General features: G+C 72.5%; 18 protein-coding genes. 12 read left to right on the top strand and 6 right to left on the bottom strand.

Annotated elements, in window-relative coordinates; translation table 11 throughout:
• Positions 1 to 55: 55 nt before the first annotated feature.
• From ABZ904_RS00145 to ABZ904_RS00135, 3 genes are read left to right on the top strand one after another with little or no spacing between them, the layout of a single operon-like run.
• Positions 56 to 1,183 carry a glycosyltransferase family 1 protein gene (locus tag ABZ904_RS00145; RefSeq protein ID WP_359397793.1) on the top strand — a complete coding sequence of 376 codons (1,128 nt, stop codon included), beginning with the start codon at positions 56 to 58 and terminating at the stop codon, positions 1,181 to 1,183.
• The gene (locus tag ABZ904_RS00140) at positions 1,180 to 2,391 is read left to right on the top strand and encodes a glycosyltransferase (protein WP_359397791.1); all 1,212 of its coding nucleotides are present in this window, start codon (positions 1,180 to 1,182) and stop codon (positions 2,389 to 2,391) included. The genes ABZ904_RS00145 and ABZ904_RS00140 overlap by 4 nt, the downstream gene beginning before the upstream one ends.
• Complete coding sequence (locus ABZ904_RS00135) at positions 2,388 to 3,242, top strand: SGNH/GDSL hydrolase family protein (protein WP_359397788.1); 855 nt, start codon at positions 2,388 to 2,390, stop codon at positions 3,240 to 3,242. The genes ABZ904_RS00140 and ABZ904_RS00135 overlap by 4 nt, the downstream gene beginning before the upstream one ends.
• Before the next feature lie 9 nt (positions 3,243 to 3,251).
• Here the strand turns inward: ABZ904_RS00135 and ABZ904_RS00130 are convergent, their stop codons facing one another.
• The 5 genes from ABZ904_RS00130 to ABZ904_RS00110 are packed head-to-tail and all read right to left on the bottom strand — an operon-like array spanning position 3,252 to position 7,644.
• Positions 3,252 to 4,121: a biotin-dependent carboxyltransferase family protein gene (locus ABZ904_RS00130; RefSeq protein ID WP_359397786.1), complete on the bottom strand. Its 870-nt coding sequence runs from the start codon at positions 4,119 to 4,121 to the stop codon at positions 3,252 to 3,254.
• Positions 4,118 to 4,735: an allophanate hydrolase subunit 1 gene (locus tag ABZ904_RS00125; RefSeq protein WP_359397784.1), complete on the bottom strand. Its 618-nt coding sequence runs from the start codon at positions 4,733 to 4,735 to the stop codon at positions 4,118 to 4,120. Before ABZ904_RS00125 ends, ABZ904_RS00130 begins: the two co-directional genes overlap by 4 nt.
• Positions 4,732 to 5,484, bottom strand: coding sequence for a 5-oxoprolinase subunit PxpA (locus tag ABZ904_RS00120; RefSeq protein WP_359397781.1), 753 nt, complete (start codon positions 5,482 to 5,484; stop codon positions 4,732 to 4,734). Before ABZ904_RS00120 ends, ABZ904_RS00125 begins: the two co-directional genes overlap by 4 nt.
• Positions 5,485 to 5,506: 22 nt before the next feature.
• On the bottom strand, positions 5,507 to 6,328 hold the full coding sequence (locus ABZ904_RS00115; RefSeq protein ID WP_359397779.1) for a putative hydro-lyase: 822 nt from the start codon (positions 6,326 to 6,328) through the stop codon (positions 5,507 to 5,509).
• Positions 6,325 to 7,644, bottom strand: a complete 1,320-nt coding sequence (locus ABZ904_RS00110; protein WP_361820248.1) for an MFS transporter — start codon at positions 7,642 to 7,644, stop codon at positions 6,325 to 6,327. Before ABZ904_RS00110 ends, ABZ904_RS00115 begins: the two co-directional genes overlap by 4 nt.
• A 211-nt stretch (positions 7,645 to 7,855) precedes the next feature.
• On the opposite strand from ABZ904_RS00110, the gene ABZ904_RS00105 reads away from it, so the two are divergent.
• The 4 genes from ABZ904_RS00105 (at position 7,856) to ABZ904_RS00090 (ending at position 15,900) form a co-directional block, all read left to right on the top strand.
• Positions 7,856 to 8,563, top strand: coding sequence for a GntR family transcriptional regulator (locus tag ABZ904_RS00105; protein ID WP_359397776.1), 708 nt, complete (start codon positions 7,856 to 7,858; stop codon positions 8,561 to 8,563).
• A gap of 170 nt (positions 8,564 to 8,733) precedes the next feature.
• Positions 8,734 to 10,260, top strand: coding sequence for a hypothetical protein (locus ABZ904_RS00100; protein WP_361820245.1), 1,527 nt, complete (start codon positions 8,734 to 8,736; stop codon positions 10,258 to 10,260).
• A 37-nt stretch (positions 10,261 to 10,297) separates the two neighbouring features.
• Positions 10,298 to 11,185 (top strand): hypothetical protein, encoded by an 888-nt coding sequence (locus tag ABZ904_RS00095; protein WP_359397771.1) that lies wholly within the window; start codon positions 10,298 to 10,300, stop codon positions 11,183 to 11,185.
• Positions 11,186 to 11,256: 71 nt separating this feature from the next.
• Entirely contained in the window at positions 11,257 to 15,900 is a 4,644-nt protein-coding gene (locus ABZ904_RS00090; RefSeq protein WP_360992130.1) for a hypothetical protein, read from the top strand.
• Positions 15,901 to 15,912: 12 nt separating this feature from the next.
• On the opposite strand, the gene ABZ904_RS00085 is transcribed toward ABZ904_RS00090, so the two are convergent.
• Positions 15,913 to 16,485, bottom strand: coding sequence for a hypothetical protein (locus tag ABZ904_RS00085; protein ID WP_359397766.1), 573 nt, complete (start codon positions 16,483 to 16,485; stop codon positions 15,913 to 15,915).
• Between the two features lie 422 nt (positions 16,486 to 16,907).
• Between ABZ904_RS00085 and ABZ904_RS00080 the strand changes: the two genes are divergently transcribed.
• The 5 genes from ABZ904_RS00080 to ABZ904_RS00060 all read left to right on the top strand — a co-directional run bounded on the left by ABZ904_RS00080 (position 16,908) and on the right by ABZ904_RS00060 (position 24,938).
• Positions 16,908 to 19,697 (top strand): nitrate- and nitrite sensing domain-containing protein, encoded by a 2,790-nt coding sequence (locus ABZ904_RS00080; RefSeq protein WP_359397763.1) that lies wholly within the window; start codon positions 16,908 to 16,910, stop codon positions 19,695 to 19,697.
• Positions 19,694 to 20,134: a roadblock/LC7 domain-containing protein gene (locus tag ABZ904_RS00075; RefSeq protein WP_359397760.1), complete on the top strand. Its 441-nt coding sequence runs from the start codon at positions 19,694 to 19,696 to the stop codon at positions 20,132 to 20,134. Before ABZ904_RS00080 ends, ABZ904_RS00075 begins: the two co-directional genes overlap by 4 nt.
• 9 nt (positions 20,135 to 20,143) lie before the next feature.
• Positions 20,144 to 20,539 (top strand): DUF742 domain-containing protein, encoded by a 396-nt coding sequence (locus tag ABZ904_RS00070; protein ID WP_360992135.1) that lies wholly within the window; start codon positions 20,144 to 20,146, stop codon positions 20,537 to 20,539.
• Between the two features lie 195 nt (positions 20,540 to 20,734).
• Positions 20,735 to 24,352 carry a hydantoinase B/oxoprolinase family protein gene (locus ABZ904_RS00065; RefSeq protein WP_361820240.1) on the top strand — a complete coding sequence of 1,206 codons (3,618 nt, stop codon included), beginning with the start codon at positions 20,735 to 20,737 and terminating at the stop codon, positions 24,350 to 24,352.
• Positions 24,333 to 24,938 carry an ATP/GTP-binding protein gene (locus ABZ904_RS00060; protein WP_361820238.1) on the top strand — a complete coding sequence of 202 codons (606 nt, stop codon included), beginning with the start codon at positions 24,333 to 24,335 and terminating at the stop codon, positions 24,936 to 24,938. Before ABZ904_RS00065 ends, ABZ904_RS00060 begins: the two co-directional genes overlap by 20 nt.
• The last annotated feature ends 97 nt before the right edge of the window (positions 24,939 to 25,035 follow it).

Raw genomic sequence — 25,035 nt, 5'->3', positions numbered from 1 at the left:
CGTGCGGAAAGATCGACGTTGACGCGGCCACGTCCGGTACGGCGACAACACGGGTATGCGTGTCGTCATCGTGACCGAATCCTTTCCCCCCGATGTGAACGGCGTGGCCCATTGCGCGCTCCAGACCGCCCGGCACCTCGTCGATCGCGGTCACGCTCCCCTCGTCGTCGCCCCGGCCACCGGCGCCGGGAGCGGGCCCGACGCCCATGCGCCGTGGCCCATCGTCCGGATCCCCTCCCTACCGCTCCCCGGGTATCCCCAGGTACGCGTGGCACTCCCCAGCCGACGCGTCGCCGCGGCCATCACCGAACACCGCGCCGACATCGTGCACCTGGCCAGCCCCTTCGTCCTCGGCGTCCGTGGCATGGCGGCCGCCTCCCGGCTGGGTATCCCGGCCGTCGCCATCTACCAGACCGACCTGGCCGGATACGCCCGTACCTACATGGGCGCCGGTGAGGCCGCGGCCTGGCGGCGCATCCGCTCCGTGCACGCCGCCGCCGACCGCACCCTCGCGCCCTCCAGCGCGGCCCAGAAGGACCTGGAGGCGCACGGCGTGCCCCGGGTGCAGCTGTGGCCCCGCGGCGTCGACACGGAGCGCTTCCGCCCCGACCTGCGGGACGAGGCGATCCGCCGGGAGCTCGCCCCGAACGGCGAGCTGATCGTCGGATACGTCGGCCGCCTCGCGCCCGAGAAGCACGTCGAACTCCTCGCCGGTGCCTGCGGCCTCGACGGCGTACGCGTCGTCGTCGTGGGCGACGGGCCGAGCGAGGCCACCCTGCGAAACGCCCTGCCCGGCGCCGCCTTCCTGGGCCGTCGCACCGGTGATGAACTCGCCCGGATCTTCGCCTCGCTGGACGTCTTCGTGCACACCGGCCCGTTCGAGACGTTCTGCCAGACGGTGCAGGAGGCCATGGCGAGCGGTGTGCCCGTAGTCGCGCCCGCCGCGGGCGGACCGCTGGACCTGGTGGACCACGGCCGCACCGGGCTGCTCGTGCCGCCCGGTGACGCGGACGGCTTCCGGGACGCAGTGGGGACGCTGGCCGCGGACCCCGCGCTGCGGGCGGAGTACGGGGACACCGCGCGCGCCACCGTCGAGGGCCGCACCTGGGCGGCCGTCGGCGACCTGCTCATCGGGCACTACACGGACGTGCTCGCCGCGCGCCGGACGGCGGTGGCGGCATGAGCTTCGCCACCGAGCGGGTCGGCGGCTCTCTGCGCATCGTGCGCCTCGCCAACTTCGTCGCGCCCTCCTCCGGAGGCCTGCGCACCGCCCTGCGCGAGCTGGGCAAGGGCTTCAAGGAGGCCGGCCACAGGCCGGTGCTCATCGTGCCCGGCGAGCGCTACAGCGACTGCGAGACCGAGCAGGGACGGGTCATCACCCTGCCCGGGCCGCTGCTGCCCGGTACCGGCGGCTACCGGGTCCTCACGGACAAGCGGCGGCTCACGGCCCTCCTCGAGGACCTGGACCCCGACCGGCTGGAGGTCTCCGACCGGACCACGCTGCGCTGGACCGGGAAGTGGGCGCGGCGCGCCCGGATCCCCGCCGTGATGGTCTCCCACGAGACCGCCGACGGCGTCCTGCGGACCTGGGGCCTGTCCGAGGACCTGTCCCGGCGCGCCGCCGACGCGCTCAACATCCGTACGGCGCACACCTACGCGCGCGTGGTGTGCACCACCGAGTTCGCCGAGCGTGAGTTCGTGCGGATCGGGGCCCGCAACGTCGTACGGGCCCCGCTCGGCGTGGACCTGGAGGAGCGGCACCCCTCGCTCAAGGACGACGGGTTGCGCGACCGTTATGTGCGCGCGGACGAGACGCTGCTCGTCATGTGCTCCCGTCTCTCCGTGGAGAAGCGGCCCGGAACCGCTCTGGACGCCCTGGAGGCGCTGGTGCGCCGGGGACGGCGGGTCAAGCTGGTGATCGCCGGGGACGGGCCGCTGAGGGCCCGGCTCGAACAGCGTGCGCAGGAACGGCGGTTGCCGGTGACCTTCCTCGGCCACGTCGGCGACCGCACGCTGCTCGGCGCGCTGCAGGCCTCCGCCGACGTGTGCCTGGCCCCCGGGCCCGCCGAGACCTTCGGGCTCGCGGCCCTGGAGGCCATGGCCTGCGGTACGCCGGTGGTGGCCAGTTCCGCCTCGGCGCTGCCCGAGGTGATCGGCTCCGCGGGCGCCACCGCCGTGAACACCGGCGAGGCCTTCGCCGACGCCATCGACCAGTTGTTGGAGCGCTCGGAGTGCGAGCGCCGGCAGGCGGCACGCGGGCGTGCCGAGTGCTTTGGCTGGAAGACCGCCGTGGACGCGTTCCTGGCGGCGCACGACGCACTACCCAGTGTCCCGCCGTCGGTGGCAGCCGACGGCCTGATACGAGACATCGCCCGGGAGGGTGTGGCATGAGACCGCTGCGTTTCGTCGCGCTCGGCGACTCGCTGACGGAAGGGGTGGGGGACCCCGTCGGGGACACCTGGCGGGGCTGGGCCGCGCTGCTGGCCGGCGGACTGGCCCCCATGACCACCCCTGCGGAGTTCACCAACCTCTCGTTCAGCGGCGCCCAGACCCGGGACCTTCTGGAACGTCAGACCCCTCAGGCGCTCAAGATGCGTCCGGATGTCGCCTCCGTCCTCATCGGCGTCAACGACACGCTGCGCTACACCTTCGACATCCACGCGGTCGCCGCCCGGCTCGACAAGGTGTACGCGGCCTTCCAGGCCCAGAACACGGTGCTGTTGACGGCCTGTCTGCCCGATCCCGGGTCGATGCTCCGGCTGCCCGGAGCGCTGGCCCGTCCGCTGGCCCGGCGGCAGCGCGCCGTGAACACGGTGGTGCACGCCCTGTCCGAACGGTACGGGGCCGTGCATCTGCACGCCGAGGGCGGTGACTGGATCAGCGACCGCGCCATGTGGAGCGCGGACCGGCTGCATCCCGGTGAGCGCGGGCACCGGCAACTCGCCCGGCGCTTTCACGCGCTGCTCGCCGAGGCGGGTGTCGCGACCGGCGCCGCGCCGGCGGCCGAGCCGGAGCTCCCCCCGCCGACCCGCTCGGCCAGCCTGCTCTGGCTGGCCACGGCGGGTACGGCCTGGGTGGCGCGCCGATGCACCGACCTGCTGCCGCAGTTGCTCACCCTGGCCGCTGCCGAGGTGCGCCACAAGGCCAGGGGCACCAGCGCACGGCTGGACCTGAGCGCGTCGGCAGCGGTCGCGTCCGCGCTGGCCTCGCTGTCGGTGGCCGAACAGCCGGATGCGGCGTGATCCGGCCGCCTAGCGACGGCTGACGGAAGTGAACCGGATGGGGGTACCCGGAGTCGCCTGGGCGGCCGCCGCGAGATCGGCGGACCGGACGACGGCAATCACCGGGTACCCCCCGGTCGTCGGATGGTCGGCGAGGAAGACGACAGGTCGCCCGTCGGGCGGTACCTGGACCGCTCCCAGAACCATTCCCTCACTGGGCAGTTCACCGTGCCTGGCGCGCGCAAGGGGAGGGCCCTCGGTGCGCAGGCCGACGCGGTTGCTCGCGGGGGACACGTGGTACGCGCGCGTGAGGAGGGTGCGGATCGCCTCCGCCGTGAACCAGTCGTCGCGTGGCCCGGGCGTCACACGGAGCACCAGTTCGGAAGGCGGACCCGGCTGGGGAGCGACGTCCACGCACGCGTGGCCGTGGGCCGGCAGGCCCAGGGGCAGCACCGCACCGTTCGTCAGCGGTGGCGGACCGAGGCCGGAGAGCAGATCCGTGGACCGGCTGCCGAGGACCGGCTCCACCGCCACGCCGCCGGAGACTCCCAGGTAACCGCGCACTCCGGACAGCGCGGGCCCGATGTCCAGCAGCGCGCCGGCCGGGACGCGCACCGGCGCACCCCAGGGCGCGGGACGGCCGTCCACCGTGACCGTGCAGGGCGCCCCGGCGACCGCCACGGTGACCGCCGAACGCGGCCGAACGGCACATCCGTCGACGGTGGTCTCCAGCACGGCCGCCTCCGGAGGATTGCCGACCAGCCGGTTCGCGAGCGCCGCCGCGGGGGCGTCGAGCGCCCCCGAGCGCGGCACCCCGAGATGGGCGTGGCCGGGCCGTCCCCGGTCCTGCACGGTCGTCAGCGCCCCGGCCCGTACGACGCACAGCGCGCGGTCCGTCATCCGGGCCCCACCGGGACGAAGCGGACGCGGGCGCCCGGGGTGAGCAGCGCGGCCGGAACGCGCGCGTGGTCCCACAGGACCGCCTCGGTCGTGCCGATGAGCTGCCAGCCGCCCGGCGAGGAGCGCGGGTACACGCCCGTGTACGGGCCCGCGAGCGCCACCGCGCCGACCGGGACGGCGGTGCGCGGGGTGTCCCGGCGGGGTACGCGGTAGCGGTCCGGCAGGCCGGTCAGATAGCCGAAGCCCGGCGCGAACCCGCAGAACGCCACACGGAACTCGGCCGCGGAGTGGATCCGTTCGACCTCGCGGAGCGGCACGCCCCACAACGCGGCGACGTCCGGCAGATCGGGACCGTCGTACCGTACGGGGATCTCGACCGCCTCCTGGACGCGCGCCGGGACCGGCGGGATCTCCCAGCCGGCCAGCCGCTCAGCGAGCCGGGAGGGTTCGCGCAGGCCGTCGAGCAGGACCGTACGCGCCGCCGGCACGATCTCGCGCACGGTCAGCTCGCCGCCGGCCCTGCGGCGCAGCAGTTCGGCGTGCAGGGCCTCGGCCTCCTCACCGGAAGCGACCTCCAGGAGCAGGGCGTCGTCACCGACGGGCAGTGCCCTCATGCGAAGGCCTCCACGCCGATGCCCGCGGCCTCCAGCTCGGTGCGCACCCGGCGGGCCAGATCGACCGCTCCCGGCGTGTCCCCGTGCAGACACAGGGACCTCGCCCGTACAGGGATGTCGCGTCCGGAGTGCGCCGCGACGACCCCGAAGCGGGCGAGACTCACCGATCGCTCCACCACCGTGTCGGGATCGGTGACCACCGCACCGTCCTGACCACGCGGTACGAGCGTGCCCTCCTCGGTGTACGCGCGGTCCGCGAACGCCTCCGTGACGACGGGGAGCCCGGCCTTCTCGGCCACCTCGAGGAAGCGCGAGCCGGGCAGCCCGAGCACGGGCAGCGCGGCATCGGCGAGCAGCACGCCCTCGACCACGGCCTGAGCCTGCTCCTCGTCGTGGACCACCCGGTTGTAGAGCGCGCCGTGCGGTTTCACATACGACACGTGGGAGCCCGCGGCGCGCGCGAAGACCTCCAGCGCGCCGATCTGGTAGGCGACTTCGGCCGCCAGCTCCGCGGGCGGCACGTCCATCGCACGCCGTCCGAATCCGGCCAGGTCACGGTAGGAGACCTGGGCTCCGATCCGTACACCGCGGCCGGCCGCCAGCTCACACACGCGCCGCATGGTGACCGCATCGCCGGCGTGGAAGCCGCAGGCCACGTTGGCGCTGGTGACGACCGACAGCAGCCGCTCGTCGTCGGTGAGCCGCCACCGGCCGAAGCCCTCGCCGAGGTCGGCGTTCAGATCGATCATGGTCCCTCCTGGTCGGGCGACGTCAGGCGACGCGGTACTGCTCGTCGCGGGCGTCGGTGACGAACATCTGTCCCGGTGCGTGCGTGATGGCGAAGGGCGGGCGCGAGGCCGTCACCGCTGCCTGCGGGGTCACGCCGCAGGCCCAGAACACCGGGATGTCGTCCGGTTCGGCGTCCACCGGGTCGCCGAAGTCGGGTCGGCCGAGGTCTTCGATGCCGAGGCCCGACGGGTCGCCGCAGTGTACGGGGCTGCCGTGTACGGCCGGGAGCAGGCAGCTCTCCCGGATCGCCGCCCCCAGGTGCCGCGGCGGCACCGGACGCATGGACACCACCATGGGACCGTGCAGTCGCCCCGCCGGACGGCACTGGCGTCCGGTCACATACATCGGGACGTTGCGGCCCTGCTCGATATGGCGCATCGGGACGCCCGCCTCGATGAGCGCCCACTCGAAGGTGAAGCTGCACCCGATGAGGAAGGACACCAGGTCGTCGCGCCAGTGTTCGAGGACGTCCGTCGGCTCGTCCACCAGCTCGCCGTCGCGCCACACCCGGTAGCGCGGCAGATCGGTGCGCAGGTCGGCGCCGCCCGCGAGGGCCGTGCCGAACGAGCCGACGTCCGTGACGTCCAGGACCGGGCAGGGCTTCGGGTTGCGCTGGCAGAACAGCAGTGTGTCGTAGGCCCAGTCCGCCGGGACCGAGATGAGGTTGGCCTGGGTGTGGCCCGCCGCGACTCCGGCCGTGGGGCCCGTCAGCCCCTTCCGGAAGCGGGCCCGGGCCTCCTCGGGGCGCCACGCGTGCGCGTGCTCGTCGACGAGCGTGACGGCGCGGTCCTCCGTACGGTTCACCACAGTTCCTTTCCGCGCGTCTCCGGCAGTGCCAGCAGCGCCAGCGCCGCAAGGCCGTACCCGACCGCGCCGAAGACCAGCGCCCCGCCCACGCCCCAGCTGTCGGCGAGGAACCCCACCAGGGTCGGAAAGACGGCGCCGACGGCGCGGCCGGTGTTGTACGTGAAGCCCTGTCCCGTGCCCCGCACCGCGGTCGGGTACAACTCGCTCAAGTAGGCCCCGAAGCCGCTGAAGATGGCCGACATGCAGAACCCGAGCGGGAAACCGAGCACCAGGAGAAGGGCGTTGGCGCCGCTCGGGATGTTCGCGTACACGAGGATGCACAGCGCCGAGAGCAGTGCGAACAGCCAGATGTTGCGCCTGCGTCCCAGCCGGTCGGTGAGATGGCCGCCCGTGAGGTAGCCGACGAAGGCTCCGGAGATCAGGAAGGCCAGGTAGGAGCCGGTGCCGACGACGGACAGCCCGCGTTCCGTCTTCAGATAGGTCGGCACCCAGGTCGCCGGCGTGTAGTAGCCGCCCTGGACGCCGGTGGAGAGCAGGCTCGCGAAGACCGTGGTGCGCAGCAGACCCGGCGACCCGTCCCTGCCGGGCTGGAAGATGGCCGCGAACGACCCCTTGTCCTCGCTGCGTTCGCGCTCGGCCAGCGCTCCGGGCGCGTCGTGCACCCGGCGGCGCATCCAGATCACCAGCAGCGCGGGCAGCGCTCCGGTCCAGAACATCACGCGCCAGGCCAGGTCGTTACCCACGAAGGAGAAGACGAGCGTGTAGACGACGGCGGCCAGCGCCCAGCCGACGGCCCAGGAACTCTGGATCGCGCCGAGCGTTCGCCCCCGGTGCCTGGCGCTCGCGTACTCGGCCACCAGGATGGCGCCGACCGCCCACTCGCCGCCGAAGCCGAGGCCCTGGAGCGCGCGGAAGACCAGCAGCGTCTCGTAGTTGGGGGCGAAGCCGCACGCGACCGTGAAGACGGCGTACGTGACCACCGTGATCATCAGGGCCCTGACCCGTCCGACACGGTCGGCCACCACGCCGGCGGCAGCGCCGCCGACCGCCGACACCACCAGGGTGACCGTGGTGAACAGGCCGGTCCGGCCGCTGTCCAGACCGAAGTACGCCGCCAGCGCGACCATGCTCAGCGGCAGCGTGAAGTAGTCGTACGAGTCGAGGGCGTAGCCGCCGAAGGCGCCGGCGAAGGCCCGCCGGCCACGCGGGCCGAGTGCGCGCAGCCAGCCCAACGCGCCGTCGTCGGCGCTGTGTTCGACCGAGTCGGAGGGGGCGTCGGCGGTCAGGGGCCTGGAGGGAGGGTTCGTGCTCATGGGCACCTCGCAGTGAGGGATGGAGGGTGCTTGCTGGATGAGCAGTGCTGTTCGGGACGGACTGGTCGTGGGGAAGGGACCGTGCCGAGCGGAAGCCGCGGCACCGCGGTGAGGAGCGGAGCGGTGCCGTGCGTAGCAAGGTAGAGGATCGTTGAACGATCCTTCAATACCCATGTTGTTTCGTTCTTGTATCTGCGATTGAATTCCGGGCATGGCAGAGCAGCTGACGGGACTGGCCGACGACCGCGCCCTCCTGGGGCGCACCAGCACGGCCGAGCGGGTCTCGGACATCCTCAGGAGCCGGATCGCCGAGGGCTTCTTCCCGCCCGGCACCCGCCTGCCGGAGGACGGCATCGGCGGCGCGCTCGGTGTCTCGCGCAACACGCTGCGCGAGGCGTTCCGCCTGCTCACCCACGAGAGGCTGCTCGTCCACGAGTTGAACCGCGGGGTCTTCGTACGGGTGCTGACCGTCGAGGACGTCGAGGACATCTACCGCACCCGCAGCCTGGTCGAGTGCGCGGTCGTGCGCGGTCTGGGCGAGCCGCCGTACGCCCTCGACGGTCTCGCCGGGGCTGTCGAGGAGGGGCAGCGGGCCGCGCGCGAGGGTGACTGGAAAGGGCTGGGCACCGCCAACATCCACTTCCACCGCGAACTTGTGGCGCTCGCCGGAAGCGAGCGGACGGACGAGCTGATGCGCAGCGTCTTCGCCGAACTGCGGCTGGCCTTCCATGTCGTGGACGACCCGCGGCAGCTCCACGAGCCGTATCTCACGCGCAACCAGCGGATCCTCCAGGCCCTGCAGACGGGGGACCGGACCGAGGCGGAGCAACTGCTCGCGGTCTACCTGGCGGACTCGCTCGAACGGGTCGTGGAGGTGTACCGGCGGCGGGTGGCCGGCGGGGAGCAGACGACCGGCTGAGCGCAGTCCCGGGCGCCAGTGGGGGAGGGGCGCGACCTTCCCGGACACGGGGCACCTCGCGAGACCGGTCACGCGCGGCCCGCGGAAGGATCTCAGCCCTGGCCCGCCCTGGCGGGGGCGCATCCGCGCCGTTTGGGTCGTTGTCAGACCAAGGACCTAATCTGTGCACCGTGACTTCGCTTGCATCGACGGACAGTGTGCCGCCCCAGCTCAGCGCGGGGCCGCGCCCTGCGCTGGGGCCGGCCGCCGACGAGGGGCTGGCGCGTCGGCTGCGCGCGCTCGCCTGCACGGCGCCGCTGCACGACCTCGACGCACGCAAGGCGAACCTCGCGGGCGAGTACTCGGTGTACGGGATGGCGGAGATCGCGCTCGCCGCCATCGACCTGGTCACGCTGAACATGGACTTCGACACCGGCGCCGACCACGACCAGATAGTCGCCCGGCTCATCCCGCGCATCGCCGCCCAGGCCCCGCGGCGCCCGGTCGCCGAACACGAGCGCGTGGCCCGCTGGGTCCTGGAGAACCTGATCAATGTCGGCAGCGTCGACCGCGGCTTCCGTGCCGTTTACGGCACATTCGCACCCGACGGCACCTATGTTCGCAGGGACTACGACTTCAAACTGATCGAAGAGGTGCCGGGATACGGCGGAGGCGTCTACCTCAGGACGACGGACGAGGCGGTCAACGTCCTCGTCGGCGCCCTCGACACGGACGTCACCAGCGCCCAGATCGCCGCCGAGGTCAAGCTGGAGGTGCTGATCAGCCGCGGGCGCCTCGCCGACGCCCAGCTCGCCGCCGAGCAGGCGCGCTACCGGACGGTGCAGTACTCGGAGTCGCTGCGCAGGGCACTGGAGGCCACCCGGCGCAACGTCCGGGCGGTCGACTGGCTGAACGCGGTGCCGGACATGATCGCCGAAGCCCTCGACCACGTCACCGACCGCTACCGTCACGAGAACGCGATCCTCACCAACATCCGCAGGGCCCGCGACGAGTCCGAGGACCCCGACCAGAAGCGGCGCGCCGCCGAGCTCGTCGACATCGTCAAGGACTGCATCCGCCGGCACACCCAGTTGCAGTCCCGGCTCCTGGAAGCGGGCCCGCTGTTCCGCGCCGAGCAGGACCGGCAGGCGTTCGCCACCCCCCTGGCGACCTCGGGCACCGACCTGTACGGGCACCTCCTCGCCCCGCTGCTGCCGCTCCCGCTGGAGCAGGCGATCCGTGTCACGGACGCCTTCTTCTCGCACGGCACGGGGCTGCGCACGTCCGGGTCCGTACGGGTCGCGGACCTCGTCGAGCTGCTGCTGACCCCTCCGGTCGAGCGTGAGCACCTCGGGGCCGAGATGCCCGAGCCCGATCTGATCGCCACCCCGGACGACAGCCGGTTCAGCGAGGAGCAGCTGGCCGCCGCGACGGAGCTGCTCGACCTGCCGGCGGACGCGCCGCGGCGACTGTCGGGGCTGCTCGCACAGGCGCGCCGACAGGACCCCGAACTTCCCTATCTCGTGGCCCTGCTGGCCGTGCACGCCGCGAGCCCGCCGGTCGGCACCGCCTATCGGCAGGGTGAGGAGAAGCTGCTGTTCGCCGTGGACGACGGTACGGAGCTGGACGATCCCGAGTTCGGCGGTGCGGATCTCATCGTCGGTACGGCGCTGCTGGATGCGGCCGGCATGGCGGCGGACCGGACGGAGGCGGCATGACCGGCCATCAGTACCAGTACAGCAAGGAGTTCCGACCGTGACCGAGCACGTCGAGTGGAGTGAGCCGCAGCCCACCGCCGCACCGGCGGGTGCCGCCGTCACCCCCGCCGACGCCGCCGACGCCGCCCGGCTCGTCGCCTTCGGTCTGCAGCCGAGGCTCCAGCCCGCCCGCGACCAGGAGTACACGGAGCTGCTGCGCCGCTACCGCGAGGACCCGCCGTTCGCGCGACTCGCCGACGCCGTCGCCACGGGGCTCGGTCTGGTGGTGCTCGAGGTGTCCCCGCGCGCGGGGATGGCCGTGACCGCCGCCGAGGACTCCGTCTTCGCGGTCCGCATGGGCGAGTACGCGCGTCGGACCTCGACCGACTCCGCCGACCGTTTCCTGCACGGCCTCGCCCATCTCGCCGTGGCCGCCCTCGCCTTCCCCCGCCCCGACGACCTGGCCGACGACGGCTACATCGGACGCGTCTCGGTCCACGGCGTCGACGCGTTCGTGCGCCAGGCCTGCCGCCGTCTCGAGGAGCGGGCCGAGCAGCAGGGGGAGAACACCGACCCGTCGACGGACGCGCCGGGCCTGGAGGCGGCCTGGCGGATCTGGGCCAGACGCAGCGCCACCGGCGCCACCAAGGACGCCCGCAGACTGGCGGGATCCACCACCGGCATCGTCGGCAAGGCCGTCGCGTTCCTCACGGACTCCGGGTTCCTGCAGCGCACCGGCGACGACAACGGCGGCACCTACCGCACGACGGCCCGCTACCAGCTCCAGGTGCGTGACATGGCGGGCAGCGCGGCCATGGCCGAACTCCTCGAACTGGGCATCGTCCCGGTCACCGACGGCACGGCCACCCTGCTGCCCGCCGAGGACACCGACGACCTGGAACTGGTGGCCGACGCCGGACTGCCGTTCCACTCCGGAAGCTCCTGAAGTCCCGCGTCTTCCCGAACTTCCGCACGTTTCCCACGACTCAGCAAGACTTACGACGAGAGTCCGCCGCCATGTACGAGCTGTCCCGGGTCCGCCTCTACTCCATCGGTCCGGCCGGTGCGCGCTATGCCGACACCGTGCTGGACCTCCGGGGTGTGGGTGATCCGGTGCCCGACCCCGCGCCCACCCAGGCGGAGTTCTTCGAGGAGGAGCCCCAGGGCCCGCCGCGCCGGCCGGCCCCCGCCGGCGTGCTCTTCCTGGAGAACGGCGGCGGCAAGTCCGTTCTGCTCAAGCTGATCTTCTCGGTGATGCTGCCCGGTCATCGCAACACCCTCGGCGGCGCCAGCTCGGGTGTGCTGCGCAAGTTCCTGCTCGCCGACGACTGCGGACACGTGGCGCTGGAGTGGCAGCACACCCTGACCGGCGAGTGCGTCGTCGTCGGCAAGGTGAGCGAATGGCGGGGACGTCAGGTCTCGAGCGACCCGCGGAAGTTCGCCGAGGCCTGGTACTCCTTCCGGCCGGGCCCCGGGCTCAGCCTCGACAACCTGCCGGTGGCCGAGTCCACCGCCGTACGGCCGCCCGCCGAAGGCACGTCCGGGGCGCGGGGACGGCGCCGCACGATGAAGGGCTTCCGGGACGCCCTGACGGAGGCGGGCAAGGCCTACCCGCACCTCGAAGTGCACTGGGAGGAGATCCACGATCGCTGGAACGAGCATCTGACCGACCTCGGCCTGGATCCCGAACTCTTCCGCTACCAGCGGGAGATGAACGCCGACGAGGGCGAGGCCGCCGGACTCTTCGCGGTCAAGAAGGACTCCGACTTCACGGACCTGCTGCTGCGCGCGGTCACCGACACCCGGGACACCGACGGGCTCGCCGACCTGGTCAGTGGTTTCGGCAACAAGCTGGGACGCCGCTCCGAGCTGATGGCCGAGCGGGACTTCACCGCCGGTTCGGTGGACCTGCTCGGGCGCATCGTCGACGCCGCCGAGACACGGTCACGGGCCCGGGACATCCACGCGGGCGCGGAGCGAAGAACCCGGACCCTGGCCCGGCGGCTGGCCGCACGCGCCGTGCGTGAGCGGGTACGGGCCGCCGACCTGGCCCAGCGCGTCACCGCCGCCGCGTACGCCGTCACCCATGCCGAAGGCGCCCGCGAGCGCAGTGCGCTGATCGCGGCGGAGCTGGCCTACCGGCACGCCTCGCTGGCGCTCGCCGAAGCGGAGAAGGCCGCGGCGGCCCAGAAGCGCGAGCTGGCCGACGCCCGCCAGCTGTACTCCGCGTGGCAGGCCGCCGAGGCCGTGCTCCGGCACCGCGCGGCCGCCGACCGCTCCGCCCGCGTGGCGGCCGCCATCCGCGAGGCCGAGCGGGACGCCGCGCCGGCGCTCGCCGCCCGCGCCAAGGCCGCCGTCGATCTCGTACGGGCGCTGCATGGGGCCGCCGAGAGCGCCGAGGCCCTCGCCAACGAGGAGGAGGAGCGTTCGGCCGCGCTCCAGGAGGTGGGCGAGTCCGCCTACGGGGACTCGACCGCCGCCGCCACGGACGCTCAGCGTGCCCGCAGCGAGGCCGGACATCTGCGCCAGCGGCTCGCCGAGGTCGAGCAGGAGACCGCCGAGGCCGTGCGAGCGGGCTGGCTGGACGGCAGCGCCGCGGACGCCGACCCGGCGCGGGCCGCGCTCGACGCGAGCGACGCCGAGAAGACGGCCGTCGCGGCCTGGGACACCGCACGCGAAACCTCTCACCGGGCCTCCGAGCATGCGCGCGAGGCCGCGTCGGCCGAGACCCGTGCGGAACTGACGGCGGCGCGCGCCGCTGATGCGGCCATCGCCGCCGAACGGGCCTACGACGCGGAGCGCCGCACAGCTCAGGCGCTGGCGGCCGAGCAGAGGCTGGCCGAACTGCTGAGCCTGTCCGGCACCGGCCCGGGCCCCCGGGTCCCCGGCCCGCGCCGTGACGAGGAGAGCGGCACGGCGCAGGCACCGGACCCGGGAGAAGGGGCCCTCGCCCCCGAGGAGCTGGACCGTTTCGCCGACGAACTGCGCGAGCTGCTCGACGAATTCGTCTCCTCGGCCGAGCGCCAGCTCTTCGAACTGCGGACCGCTGCGGCCGACGACGCCCGCATCCTCGGTGCGCTCGGTGACGGCGGCCTGCTGCCTCCGGGACCGGACGTGCTGGCGACCGTGGAGTTCCTCGGCGAGCGCGGCATCCCCGCGCTGCCCGGCTGGCGCTATCTCGCCCAGGCCGTCGACCCCGCCGACCACGCGCGTGTGCTGGCCGCCCGGCCCGAACTGGTCGACGGCGTGATCATCACCGACCCGGCCTCGCACGCACGGGCCCGCGAGGCCCTGAGCGACGCCGCCCTGCTGCCGCGCTCCGCCGTCGCGGTCGGCACGGCCGCCGCACTGCTCGCCCCGGCTCCGGCACTCGCCGAGAGCGACGGCGGGGACGTCTTCCTGGTACCGCCGAACCCGGCCATGCACGACGAGCACGCCGCCGACGAGGAGCGTCAGGCGCTGCGCGCGCGGGCCACCGAGCGGGACGAGGAGATCCGCGGGCTCGCGGCACGGCTCGGCAAGGACCGCGAACTGGCGGCGCGGCTGGCGTCCTGGCGCACCGGCTGCCCCGCGGGACGGCTCACCGAACTCGCCACGGTGGCCCTGGACACACGCGCGTTCGCCGAGGAGGCCGAGGCGGACCTGGCCGAGGCGCGCACCGTCCGTGCCGAAGCCGACGAGGCGGCGGCCGAGGCCGCCCAGGTGCGCGAGGAGCGGCAGGAGGCCGCGCAGAAGGCGCGGCGCGCCGCCGACGCGCTCGCCGGGCTCGCCTTCCGGCTGCGCGAGCGCGCGGGCTGGCAGGTCAAACTGCGGGAACTCGCCGACGACGCCGTCGAGTCGGAGGCCCGCGCCCAGTCCTGCCTGGAGCGTGCCCGCGCCGCCGACGAGGACCGGCGCGGCGCCCAGCGCGCCGCCGACGACGCCCGCCGTACGGCGCGTGCGCTGCGCGCCGAGCGTGCGGAGATCGCGGGCGCTCCCGACGACGTGCCGGAAGGCGACGCGGAGCCGTCCAAGAGCTCCCTGCCCGCCCTGCGCGAGGCCTACCGGGCCGCCTCCCAGCTGTACGAGAAGGTGGGCGTCGGCGCCGACCTGCGGGCCGAACAGGCACGGGCCGAGAGCGACGAGTCCGCGGCACTCGCCGAGCTGGAGCGGCTCAGCAACAAGGTCCGCACCCGCGCCGAACAGCTCCTTCAGTCACCGGACGGCTCCGACGGCCCGTCCCGGCAGGCCGCCGCCGCACGTGCGGAGGAGCTGGTGCAGCTGCTGGAGACGCGTATGTCCACGGCGAGCGAGCAGCTCGGGCGGTTGCGCGGCGAGGCCGAACGGCACGCACCCGGGAACGGCGAGGCCCACACCGAGCTGCCCGGGGAACTGGTCCCCCGGGACACCGAGCACGCGCAGGCCCTGCTGCGCACGGCGAGCGGTGAACTCGCCTCCCGCGTCGATGCGCTCGCCGAGGCCCGCGAGGCCCATGCGGAACTCCTCGGGGCCCACCGCGCCGCCGAGGACGCGGCGGGCGGCTTCGACGAGGTCGCGGCCATGCTCCGCGACCTGCTGCGCGAGCACGCCCCGGACGAGGAGCAGGAGGAACCGGAGCCCTACCCCGGCACGCTCGAGGAAGCCCGCCGGGCCGCCGCCGAGATGCGCCGTTCGTTGCGCGGCTGCGCCGCCGACCTGTCCGCCGCCGAGGCGGCCGTGCGCGAGGCGAGCGACGTCCTCGTACGGCACGCCAACTCCACCCGCTACGAGCAGGTCCGGACCCCCGCCCGGCAGCAGATCCGCGAACTGCCCGCCTCCGCGCTGCCCGAGCACGCACAGCGCTGGGCGCAGGCCTTCGCCCCCCGGCTGCGCGTGCTCACGGATGAACTGGCGCAGCTGGAACGCAACCGCGACTCCATCGTGGACCGGCTGCGGGGCCTGGTCGAGACGGCGCTCGCCACGCTCAGGTCGGCCCAGCGGCTGTCCCGGCTGCCCGAGGGTCTCGGTGAATGGTCCGGGCAGGAGTTCCTGCGGATCCGTTTCGACGAGCCCGACCCCGCCACGCTCAGCGAGCGGCTCGGCCAGGTCATCGACGAGGCGACCCGCGCGGCCGTCAAGAAGAACTCCGACCTCAGGCGCGACGGCATGTCGCTGCTCCTGCGCGGAGTGAGCGCGGCACTCCAGCCGAAGGGCGTCGCCGTGGAGATCCTCAAGCCCGATGCCGTACTGCGCGCCGAGCGGGTTCCCGTCGGTCAGATGGGCGACGTGTTCTCCGGTGGACAGCTGCTCACCGCCGCCATCGCCCTGTACTGCACGATGGCGGCCCTGCGCAGTAACGACCGCGGCCGCGACAAGCACCGTCACGCCGGAACGCTTTTCCTGGACAACCCCATCGGACGCGCCAACGCGACCTATCTGCTGGAGCTCCAGCGGGCCGTGTCGGACGCCCTGGGCGTGCAACTGCTCTACACCACCGGGCTGTTCGACACTACGGCGCTCGCCGAGTTCCCGCTGGTGATCCGGCTGCGCAACGACGCCGACCTGCGGGCCGGCCTCAAGTACATCCGCGTGGAGGAACACCTCCGTCCAGGACTGCCGCAGCAGCTCCAGGACGAAGAAGCGGTGCACAGCGAGATCACGGCGACACGGATGTTCAAGCGACCGGCCGTGGGCGCACCATAGCCCGCTGGGCTGTCAGGGATGGGAGAGCTGCCCGGCTCCGCCCTGCCTGCGTATGCGTTCCTGCCGCTGCTCGACGGCCCGCGCCTGGCGGTGGGCCGTGCGGCGCTCCCGGCGCAGGGCACGTGCCGTGCTGCTCGGGACCGACACCACTCCGTGGCGCTGGTTCCACACCTGCCGTGTCACCCAGACGTCCAGCACACCCCAGGTCGCCACCACCGTGCTGGCCACGCTGCTGAGCACCATGGGGAACGCCAGCCAGGAGCCCGCCAGCGTGCACAGAAAGGCGATCACCGCCTGGATCAGCGTCACCGAGATGATCAATACCGCCCGCACCGCCGCCGTGCGCACGGGATCCGGCAGCCGCCTGCGGCGCGCGGGCTCCTCGACCCACAACGGCCGGTAGTTCGGCGCCTCGTACCGCGCTTCACCCGGCGCGGGGACCGACTCGCCGACCGGGCGGCGCCCGGACGGTATCTCCAGGCGCGCGTCCGCCGGAACGGCGCGTTCCGGTGCCCGCGGGTTCCCTCGCTCCACCCTGGGCGCCGGGGCCCCCGTCCCGTGCGTCTCCCGCTCCGCCGTGCCCATCAATGCGTCACTCCCCACCGCCCGCAGCCCTCTTGCCCGGTGTCATCTGACCCCGGCTCCCCAGTGGCTGCCCGGCTTGCGCTGTTTTACGCCACCTGAGCGCGGCATGCGGTGCCTGTGACCGAATCCGCCCCCGTTTCCCGTACAGGAAGACGATCGATGTCGACTGATGATTCCCGGGTGAACGAAAATTTCCGGCCAAGAGACCCGGGTTCCCCTTGCACGACTTCTTACGCCGGACGCCGGTTTCGGGTAGGCAATCTCCCGTAATGGCGTGACAACGGCCCATCTCCCGTCGGCAGTCCAGGGGCCGGCGCACACGGCCGGCCCTTCGAGATACGCCTGTGTCGGTAGTAGGCTCGCGCCGTTTGTTGACGCACATGTGTACCCCCGGACCGCGGGGGGCCGAGCTGGGGGAGGCCATGCGCTTTCGCGGGAAGTCCATCCGCCGGAAGATCGTGGCGCTGCTTCTCGTGCCGCTGCTGTCCCTGACCGCCATCTGGGCCTTCGCGACGGTGCTCACCGGCCGTGAGGCGCAGTCGCTGTTCACGGTCTCGGACGTCGTCGAGAAGGTCGGCTACCCCACCGAGGACACCGTGCGCGTTCTGCAGCAGGAGCGCCGCCAGGCCCTTGTCTACCTTGCCGACCCGCGGGCCTCCGACGCGCTCGCCGCGCTCCGCCGCAGCCGCGCCGCCACCGACGAGATGGTGGACAAGCTCCGTCGCGACGGCAAGGACACTGACCTGCAGGACGAGATGGGACCGGGCACCGCCGATCGCCTCAGCTCGATCCTGGACGCCCTGGACGGCATCGACTCGCTCCGGCGCAGCGTCGAGGAAGGCACCGTCAGCCGCGCCCAGGCCCTGGACCTCTACGACCGTCTCGTCGATCCCTGTTTCACGCTGCTCGCCAATCTGCAGGTCCTCGACAACATGGAGATGGACAAGGAGGGCCGCGCTCTCGTCGAGGTCTCGCGGGCCCGCGAACTGCTCTCCCGCGAGGACGCCCTCCTGGGCTCCGCGCTCGTGGCCGGCCGGATCACCCGTGACGAGATCCACGACGTCTCCGATCTCGTCGCCCAGCGCGCCGTGATGTACGACATCAGCCTGTCGGTGCTCCCCGAGTCGGAGAGCGAACGCTTCCAGCGCTATTGGAGCAACGCCGACACCGCCCCCCTGCGCGTGGCCGAACGGGTCGTCGTCACCGGTGCCCCCGGCACACCGCACGGGGTGACCGCAAAGAGCTGGGACGAGACCGCGGGGCGGGTCCTGAGCCGCCTCGACACGATGAACACGCAGGCGGCGGACCGCTACCAGGACCGCGTCCGTCCCCTGGTCGTCAACGTCATTGTGAAGGCGTGCGTGGCCGGGGTGCTGGGTCTGGTCGCCCTGCTGGTCTCACTGATCCTGTCCGCGCGTATCGGCCGCGGACTCATCCGCGATCTGCGCCGGCTGCGCCTGGAGGCCCATGAGGCGTCCGGGGTGCGACTGCCCAGCGTGATGCGCCGGTTGTCCGCGGGTGAACAGGTGGACGTCGAGACAGAAGTGCCGCGGCTGGAGTACGACAAGAACGAGATCGGCGAGGTCGGTCAGGCCCTCAACACCCTTCAGCGCGCCGCAGTGGAGGCCGCCGTCAAACAGGCCGAGCTGCGCGCCGGGGTCTCCGAGGTCTTCGTCAACCTCGCCCGCCGCAGCCAGGTACTGCTGCACAAACAGCTCACCCTGCTCGACACCATGGAGCGCAGGACCGAGGACACCGAGGAACTCGCCGACCTCTTCCGCCTCGACCACCTCACCACCCGCATGCGCCGCCACGCCGAGGGCCTGGTCATCCTTTCCGGCGCCGCACCCTCCCGGCAGTGGCGCAAGCCCATCCAGCTCATGGACGTGGTGCGCGCCGCCGTCGCAGAGGTCGAGGACTACGAGCGCATCGAGGTGCGACGGCTGCCGCGCGTCGCCGTCACCGGCCCCGCGGTCGCCGACCTCACCCACCTCGTGGCCGAACTGCTGGAGAACGCCACCGTGTTCTCGCCGCCGCACACCGCCGTCCAGGTCGTCGGTGAACGCGTGGCCAGCGGCTTCACCCTGGAGATCCACGACCGCGGCCTCGGTATGACGGCCGAGACGCTCCTGGACGCCAACCTGCGGCTGGCCGAGACCCCTGAGTTCGAACTCTCCGACACCGACCGGCTCGGCCTGTTCGTGGTGAGCCGGCTCGCCCAGCGGCAGAACGTCCGTGTCTCCCTCCAGCCGTCCCCCTACGGCGGCACCACGGCCGTCGTCCTCATCCCCGACGCGTTGCTGACCGAGGACGTGCCGGACACCAACGGGATCGGCTTCCGCCTCGACCGTCCGGTGCCTCCGAAGGACGCCGGGCACGAGGGGGAGGGCACGGCGCAGCTGTCCCGGGGGACCGCCAGGCTTCCCGGTATGCCGGCCTCCATCCTCAACGGCCCGGTCGAACTGGAGGCACCGGTCGACCTGGACGCGCTCGACGACTTCCCCGACGCCCTGGAGGACGAGGACCGTGAACGAGGTGGCCTGTTCCGCCCCCGTCCTCTCGAGGAGGTCCCGGCCGAGCAGCACCAGCAGGCCCGCGACATCCGGCGGGACGCGGCCCGTTCCGGCAAGAGCGACCACCTGGATGCTCCCGTCCCGCTGCCGCCCCGGCGGACCCCCAAGCTCGTCAGCTCGCACGGCCGCCCCGTCACCGGGCAGGGATCGCGGCGCCAAGGGGCCGATGAGGAACCGCGCTCGCTGGAGAGGCGTGTGACGGGTCTCCAGAGGGCCGAACGCCCGGCGGGCCGCACGGGAGAACTCCCCGAAGGCGCCGCACGTTCGGCCGGTGACCAGGCCGAGGCACCGGCCCTGCCCCGGCGCCGCCGTACCCCGGCCCCGGACGCTGCGGAGGGGACCACCGCGCACCGGGAAGCGGCGGACGGAACGGAAGAGTCCAGTGCGGGCGCACTGCCCCGCCGTGTACGCCAGGCCAGCCTGGCCCCGCAGTTGAAGGAAGGCCCCGACCGGCGCCGCGAACGCGAGCGGTCCAGCACGGCGGACGCGGCGCAACCCGCCGAGCGTGACGCCGACGAGGTACGCAGCCGCTTCGCCTCGCTCCAGCGAGGGTGGCAGCGCGGCCGCGAGGAGAACGCCACGGGCGACGAAGCCCGGGACGGCTCAGCACGAGGAACGACAAAGGGGGACGGTCGATGACCGCACCGAATGCCGCAGGGTCCAACGCGATCAACAAGGGGTCGGGAGAGCTGAACTGGCTCCTCGACGACCTGGTGGAGCGCGTCGCCAGCATCCGCAAGGCGCTCGTGCTGTCGAGCGACGGCCTGCCCACCGGAGTCTCCAACGAGCTGAGCCGGGAGGACAGCGAGCACCTGGCCGCGGTCGCCTCCGGGTTCCACAGCCTCGCCAAGGGCGTCGGCCGGCACTTCGACGCGGGCGGGGTCCGGCAGACCATCATCGAACTCGACGAGGCGTTCCTGTTCGTCACCGCCGCAGGCGACGGCAGCTGCCTCGCCGTTCTGTCGGACTCGGATTCCGACGTAGGCCAGGTGGCGTACGAGATGACCCTCCTGGTCAAGCGGGTGGGAGCACATCTGGGCTCCGCTCCGCGCACCGATCTGCCCTCGGGTGGGTAGTGGGATCACATGAGCGGAGACGATCAGGGAAGAAGCCGCTGGTTCGACGACGACGCCGGACCGGTGGTCCGTCCGTACGCCATGACACGCGGCCGTACCAGCCATGCCGCCCAGCACCGCCTCGACCTGATCGCGGTGGTCGTCACGGAGCCCCATGCGGACGATCCCGAGGCGGACGCGTCGCTGTCCCCGGAGCACGTGGACATCGTCGGCCTGTGCCGCGAGGCGCCGCAGTCGGTCGCCGAGCTCGCCGCCGGACTCGACCTGCCGATCGGCGTGGTGCGCGTCCTCGTCGGGGACCTGGTGGACGAGGAACTGGTGCATGTCACGCGGCCTGTGCCGCCCGCGGAACTGGTGGACGAGAGCATTCTGCGGGATGTGATCGACGGCCTGCGGGCCCTGTGACCCCGGCTTTCCGCGCACTCCGGGCGAGCACGCGGGTCCTGCCGCCCGCCTCACCGGTGCCGGCCGCACCTCCGGCCTGCGGACCGGCACGGTGACCACCCGCCCGTTATGATCTGACCGGTCGTCGACCACCGTCCGCAGTTCGCCGACGATCCTGCGGACCCGGTTCCGAGCAGTGCGATCGGAGAGACGGACGTGACCACGGGCTGGCAGTTCTGGGTCGACCGCGGCGGCACCTTCACCGACATCGTCGCGCGCCGCCCGGACGGCCGCCTGCTCACCCACAAGCTGCTGTCGGACAACCCCCACCGCTACGCCGACGCCGCCGTCGCGGGCGTACGCGACCTCATCGACGGCAACGAGCCCATCGAAACGGTCCGTATGGGCACCACCGTCGCCACCAACGCCCTTCTCGAGCGCAAGGGCGAACGCACACTCCTCGTCATCACCCGTGGCTTCCGCGACGCACTGCGCATCGCCTACCAGAACCGCCCGAGCATCTTCGCCCGCGCCATCGAACTGCCCGAACTGCTCTACGAACGGGTCGTCGAGGTCGACGAACGCATCGCGGCCGACGGCACCGTCCTGAGCGCCCCCGACCTCGAGGCTCTCGCAAGGCCGCTCAGGGAGGCGTACGACGACGGGATCCGCGCACTGGCCGTGGTCTGCATGCACAGCCATCTGCACCCCGCCCATGAGCAGGCGATCGGCGAGCTGGCCGCCCGCACCGGCTTCCCGCAGATCTCGCTGTCGAGCGAGGTCAGCCCCCTGATGAAACTGGTCCCACGCGGCGACACCGCCGTCGTCGACGCCTACCTCTCGCCCGTCCTGCGCCGTTACGTCCAGCACGTCGCCGACGAACTCGAAGGCGTGCGCCTGATGTTCATGCAGTCCAACGGAGGACTTGCCGAGGCCGGGCAGTTCCGCGGGAAGGACGCCATCCTCTCCGGGCCGGCGGGCGGGATCGTGGGCATGGCGCGGATGTCGCAGCTCGCCGGATTGGACCGGGTCATCGGCTTCGACATGGGCGGCACCTCCACCGACGTCTCGCACTTCGCCGGCGAGTACGAACGCGTTTTCACCACGCAGATCGCCGGCGTCCGATTGCGTGCCCCGATGCTCGACATCCACACGGTCGCGGCGGGCGGCGGCTCGATCCTGCACTTCGACGGGTCCCGCTACCGCGTAGGGCCGGACTCGGCGGGCGCGGAGCCGGGGCCCGCCTGCTACCGCGGCGGAGGCCCGCTCACCGTCACCGACGCCAATGTCATGCTCGGCCGTATCCAGCCGGCCCACTTCCCGCGAGTCTTCGGCGCCGACGGCGACCAGCCCCTCGACGACGCCCTCGTCCGCGAACGCTTCGCCGCCCTCGCGGCGGAGATCGGCGAGCGGACCGGCGACGACCGCACCCCCGAGCAGGTCGCCGAGGGCTACCTGCAGATCGCCGTCGCCAATATCGCCAACGCGGTGAAGCGGATCTCGGTCCAGAAAGGGCACGACGTCACCCGCTACGCGCTCACCACGTTCGGCGGGGCGGGCGGCCAGCACGCGTGCATGGTCGCCGACTCCCTCGGCATCCGCACCGTCCTCGTGCCGCCCATGGCCGGGGTGCTCTCGGCCCTCGGCATCGGGCTCGCCGACACGACCGCGATGCGCGAGCAGTCCGTGGAGGCGCCCCTGGAGCCCGCCTCGATGCCCGGCGTGCTGGAGACGGCCGACGACCTGGCGGCCACCGCTCGCGCCGAACTCCTGGCCGAGGACGTGCCCGAGGACCGCATCCGAATCGTCCGTCGGGCCCAGCTGCGCTACGACGGCACGGACACCACCCTCACCGTCGAGCTGGCCGACCCGGACGAGATGAGGCGCGCTTTCGAAGAACGTCATCGCACCACGTACTCCTTCACACTCGACCGCCCGATCGTGGTCGAAGCCCTCTCCGTGGAAGCCACCGGCATCACCGAACCCCCCGATCTGTCCGCCCTCGCCCCCTACGAAGGCCGCCCCGCCGCCCCCGAGACCGCCCGTCTCCACACGGGCGGCACCTGGCGCGACGTACCTCTGCACCGCCGCGAGAACCTGCCTCCCGGCGACAGCGTCAACGGCCCCGCGATCATCACGGAGGCCAGTGCGACGACCGTCGTCGACGACGGCTGGCGGGCCGCGGCGACCGACGACGGGCATCTGCTCATGGAACGGGCGGCGATTACGGAGAGTTCCGATCTCGACACAAAAGCCGACCCCGTCCTGCTCGAGGTCTTCAACAACCTGTTCATGTCCATCGCCGAACAGATGGGCGCCCGCCTGGAGTCCACGGCCCAGTCCGTCAACATCAAGGAGCGCCTGGACTTCTCCTGCGCCCTCTTCGATCCCGAGGGCAACCTGGTCGCCAACGCCCCCCACATCCCGGTGCACCTCGGGTCGATGGGCACGAGCGTCAAGGAGGTCGTGCGGCGGCGGGCCGGCCGTATGCGCCCCGGCGACACCTACGCGGTCAACGACCCGTACCACGGCGGGACCCACCTGCCCGACGTCACTGTCATCACCCCAGTCTTCGACACGGAGGGTGAGCAGATCCTCTTCTATGTCGCCTCGCGCGGCCACCATGCGGAGATCGGCGGGATCGCCCCCGGTTCCATGCCGGCGCACAGCAGCACCATCGAGGAGGAAGGCGTCCTCTTCGACAACTGGCTGCTCGCCGAGAACGGGCGCCTGTGCGAAGAGGACACGATGCGTCTGCTGACCGAGGCGCCCCACCCGTCACGCAACCCGAGGACCAACCTCGCCGACCTGCGCGCCCAGATCGCCGCCAACCGGAAAGGCGTGGACGAAGTCGGGCGCATGATCGAGAACTTCGGGCTCGACGTCGTCCAGGCATACATGAAGCACGTCCAGGACAACGCCGAGGAGGCCGTCCGCCGCGTCATCGACGCCCTGGACGACGGCGACTACGCCTACGAGACGGACTCCGGCGCCGTCATCCGGGTCCGCGTCCGGGTGGACCGCGAAAGCCGCTCCGCGACCGTCGACTTCACGGGCACGTCCCCGCAGCTCGCCACCAACTTCAACGCGCCCTTCTCGGTCGTCAACGCGGCCGTCCTGTACGTCTTCCGTACCCTCGTCGCCGACGACATCCCGCTCAACGACGGCTGTCTGCGCCCCCTCGAGATCGTCGTGCCGTCCGGCTCCATGCTCGCCCCCGAGCCCCCGGCCGCCGTCGTCGCAGGCAACGTCGAGACCTCCCAGGCCATCACCGGCGCCCTGTACGCGGCCCTGCACGTGCAGGCCGAGGGCTCCGGCACCATGAACAACGTCACCTTCGGCAACGACCGGTACCAGTACTACGAGACGGTCGCCTCCGGATCGGGCGCCGGCGACGGATTCCCGGGCGCGCCCGTCGTGCAGACGCACATGACCAACTCGCGCCTGACCGATCCCGAGGTACTCGAGTGGCGACTGCCGGTCCTGCTCGACGAGTTCGCGGTACGGTACGGCAGCGGCGGTGCCGGTCGCTGGCGCGGGGGAGACGGCGCGGTCCGCCGCATCCGTTTCAAGGAACCCATGACCGTGTCCACGCTCTCCCAGCACCGCAGGGTCCCGCCCTACGGTATGGCGGGCGGTAAGCCGGGGGCGCTCGGTGCCAACCGCGTGGAGCGCGCGGACGGGACCGTGCTCCCTCTCCAGGGCAGCGATTCGGCAGACGTGGGCCCCGGCGACGTACTGGTCGTCGAAACCCCAGGCGGCGGAGGCTACGGACCGCCACCGACCGAACCCCATCGAGCAGGAGAAGAGAACGATGATCTTCGGGCGCAGTGAGCGCGGGATGCCGCCGGTGGAGCCCGTCACGCTCAAGATCCTCGTGGCCGGTGGTTTCGGCGTGGGCAAGACCACCCTCGTCGGCGCGGTCAGCGAGATCAGGCCGCTGCGCACCGAGGAGGTGCTCACCGAGGCGGGCCGTCCGGTCGACGACACCAGGGGCGTGGAGGGCAAGAACACCACCACGGTCGCGATGGACTTCGGCCGCATCACCCTCCGCGAGGACCTGGTGCTGTACCTGTTCGGTACGCCCGGCCAGGACCGTTTCTGGTTCCTGTGGGACGAACTGGCCACCGGCGCCCTGGGCGCCGTCGTCCTCGCCGACACCCGCCGACTGGAGGACTGCTTCGCCGCCGTCGACTACTTCGAGCGCCGCTCCATACCCTTCGTGGTAGGCGTCAACTGCTTCGACGGCGCGGCGCGTTATCCCGCGGAGAACGTGCGCCAGGCCCTCGACCTCGACGACGGCGTCCCGGTCGTCCTGTGCGACGCCCGCGAGCGGCAGTCGGTCAAAGAGGTGCTGATCGAGGTCGTCCGGCACGCGATGACGCACGCGGCGGCGGCCCGCGAGAACGTCGCCACTTGAGGCTCCGCGCGCACGGGCGGCCCGTACCCCCGCCGACCGGGGTACGAGCCGCCGCGCTCGCGCGCGTGGTCCACGAGTGACGCACGCGCACGCGGAG

Origin of the sequence: Streptomyces sp. NPDC046900, from assembly GCF_040644975.1 — a bacterium.
In the GTDB taxonomy this organism is placed as follows: domain Bacteria; phylum Actinomycetota; class Actinomycetes; order Streptomycetales; family Streptomycetaceae; genus Streptomyces.
Note: the sequence above shows the minus strand (reverse complement) of the source record. Positions and strands in the feature narration are given on the sequence as shown.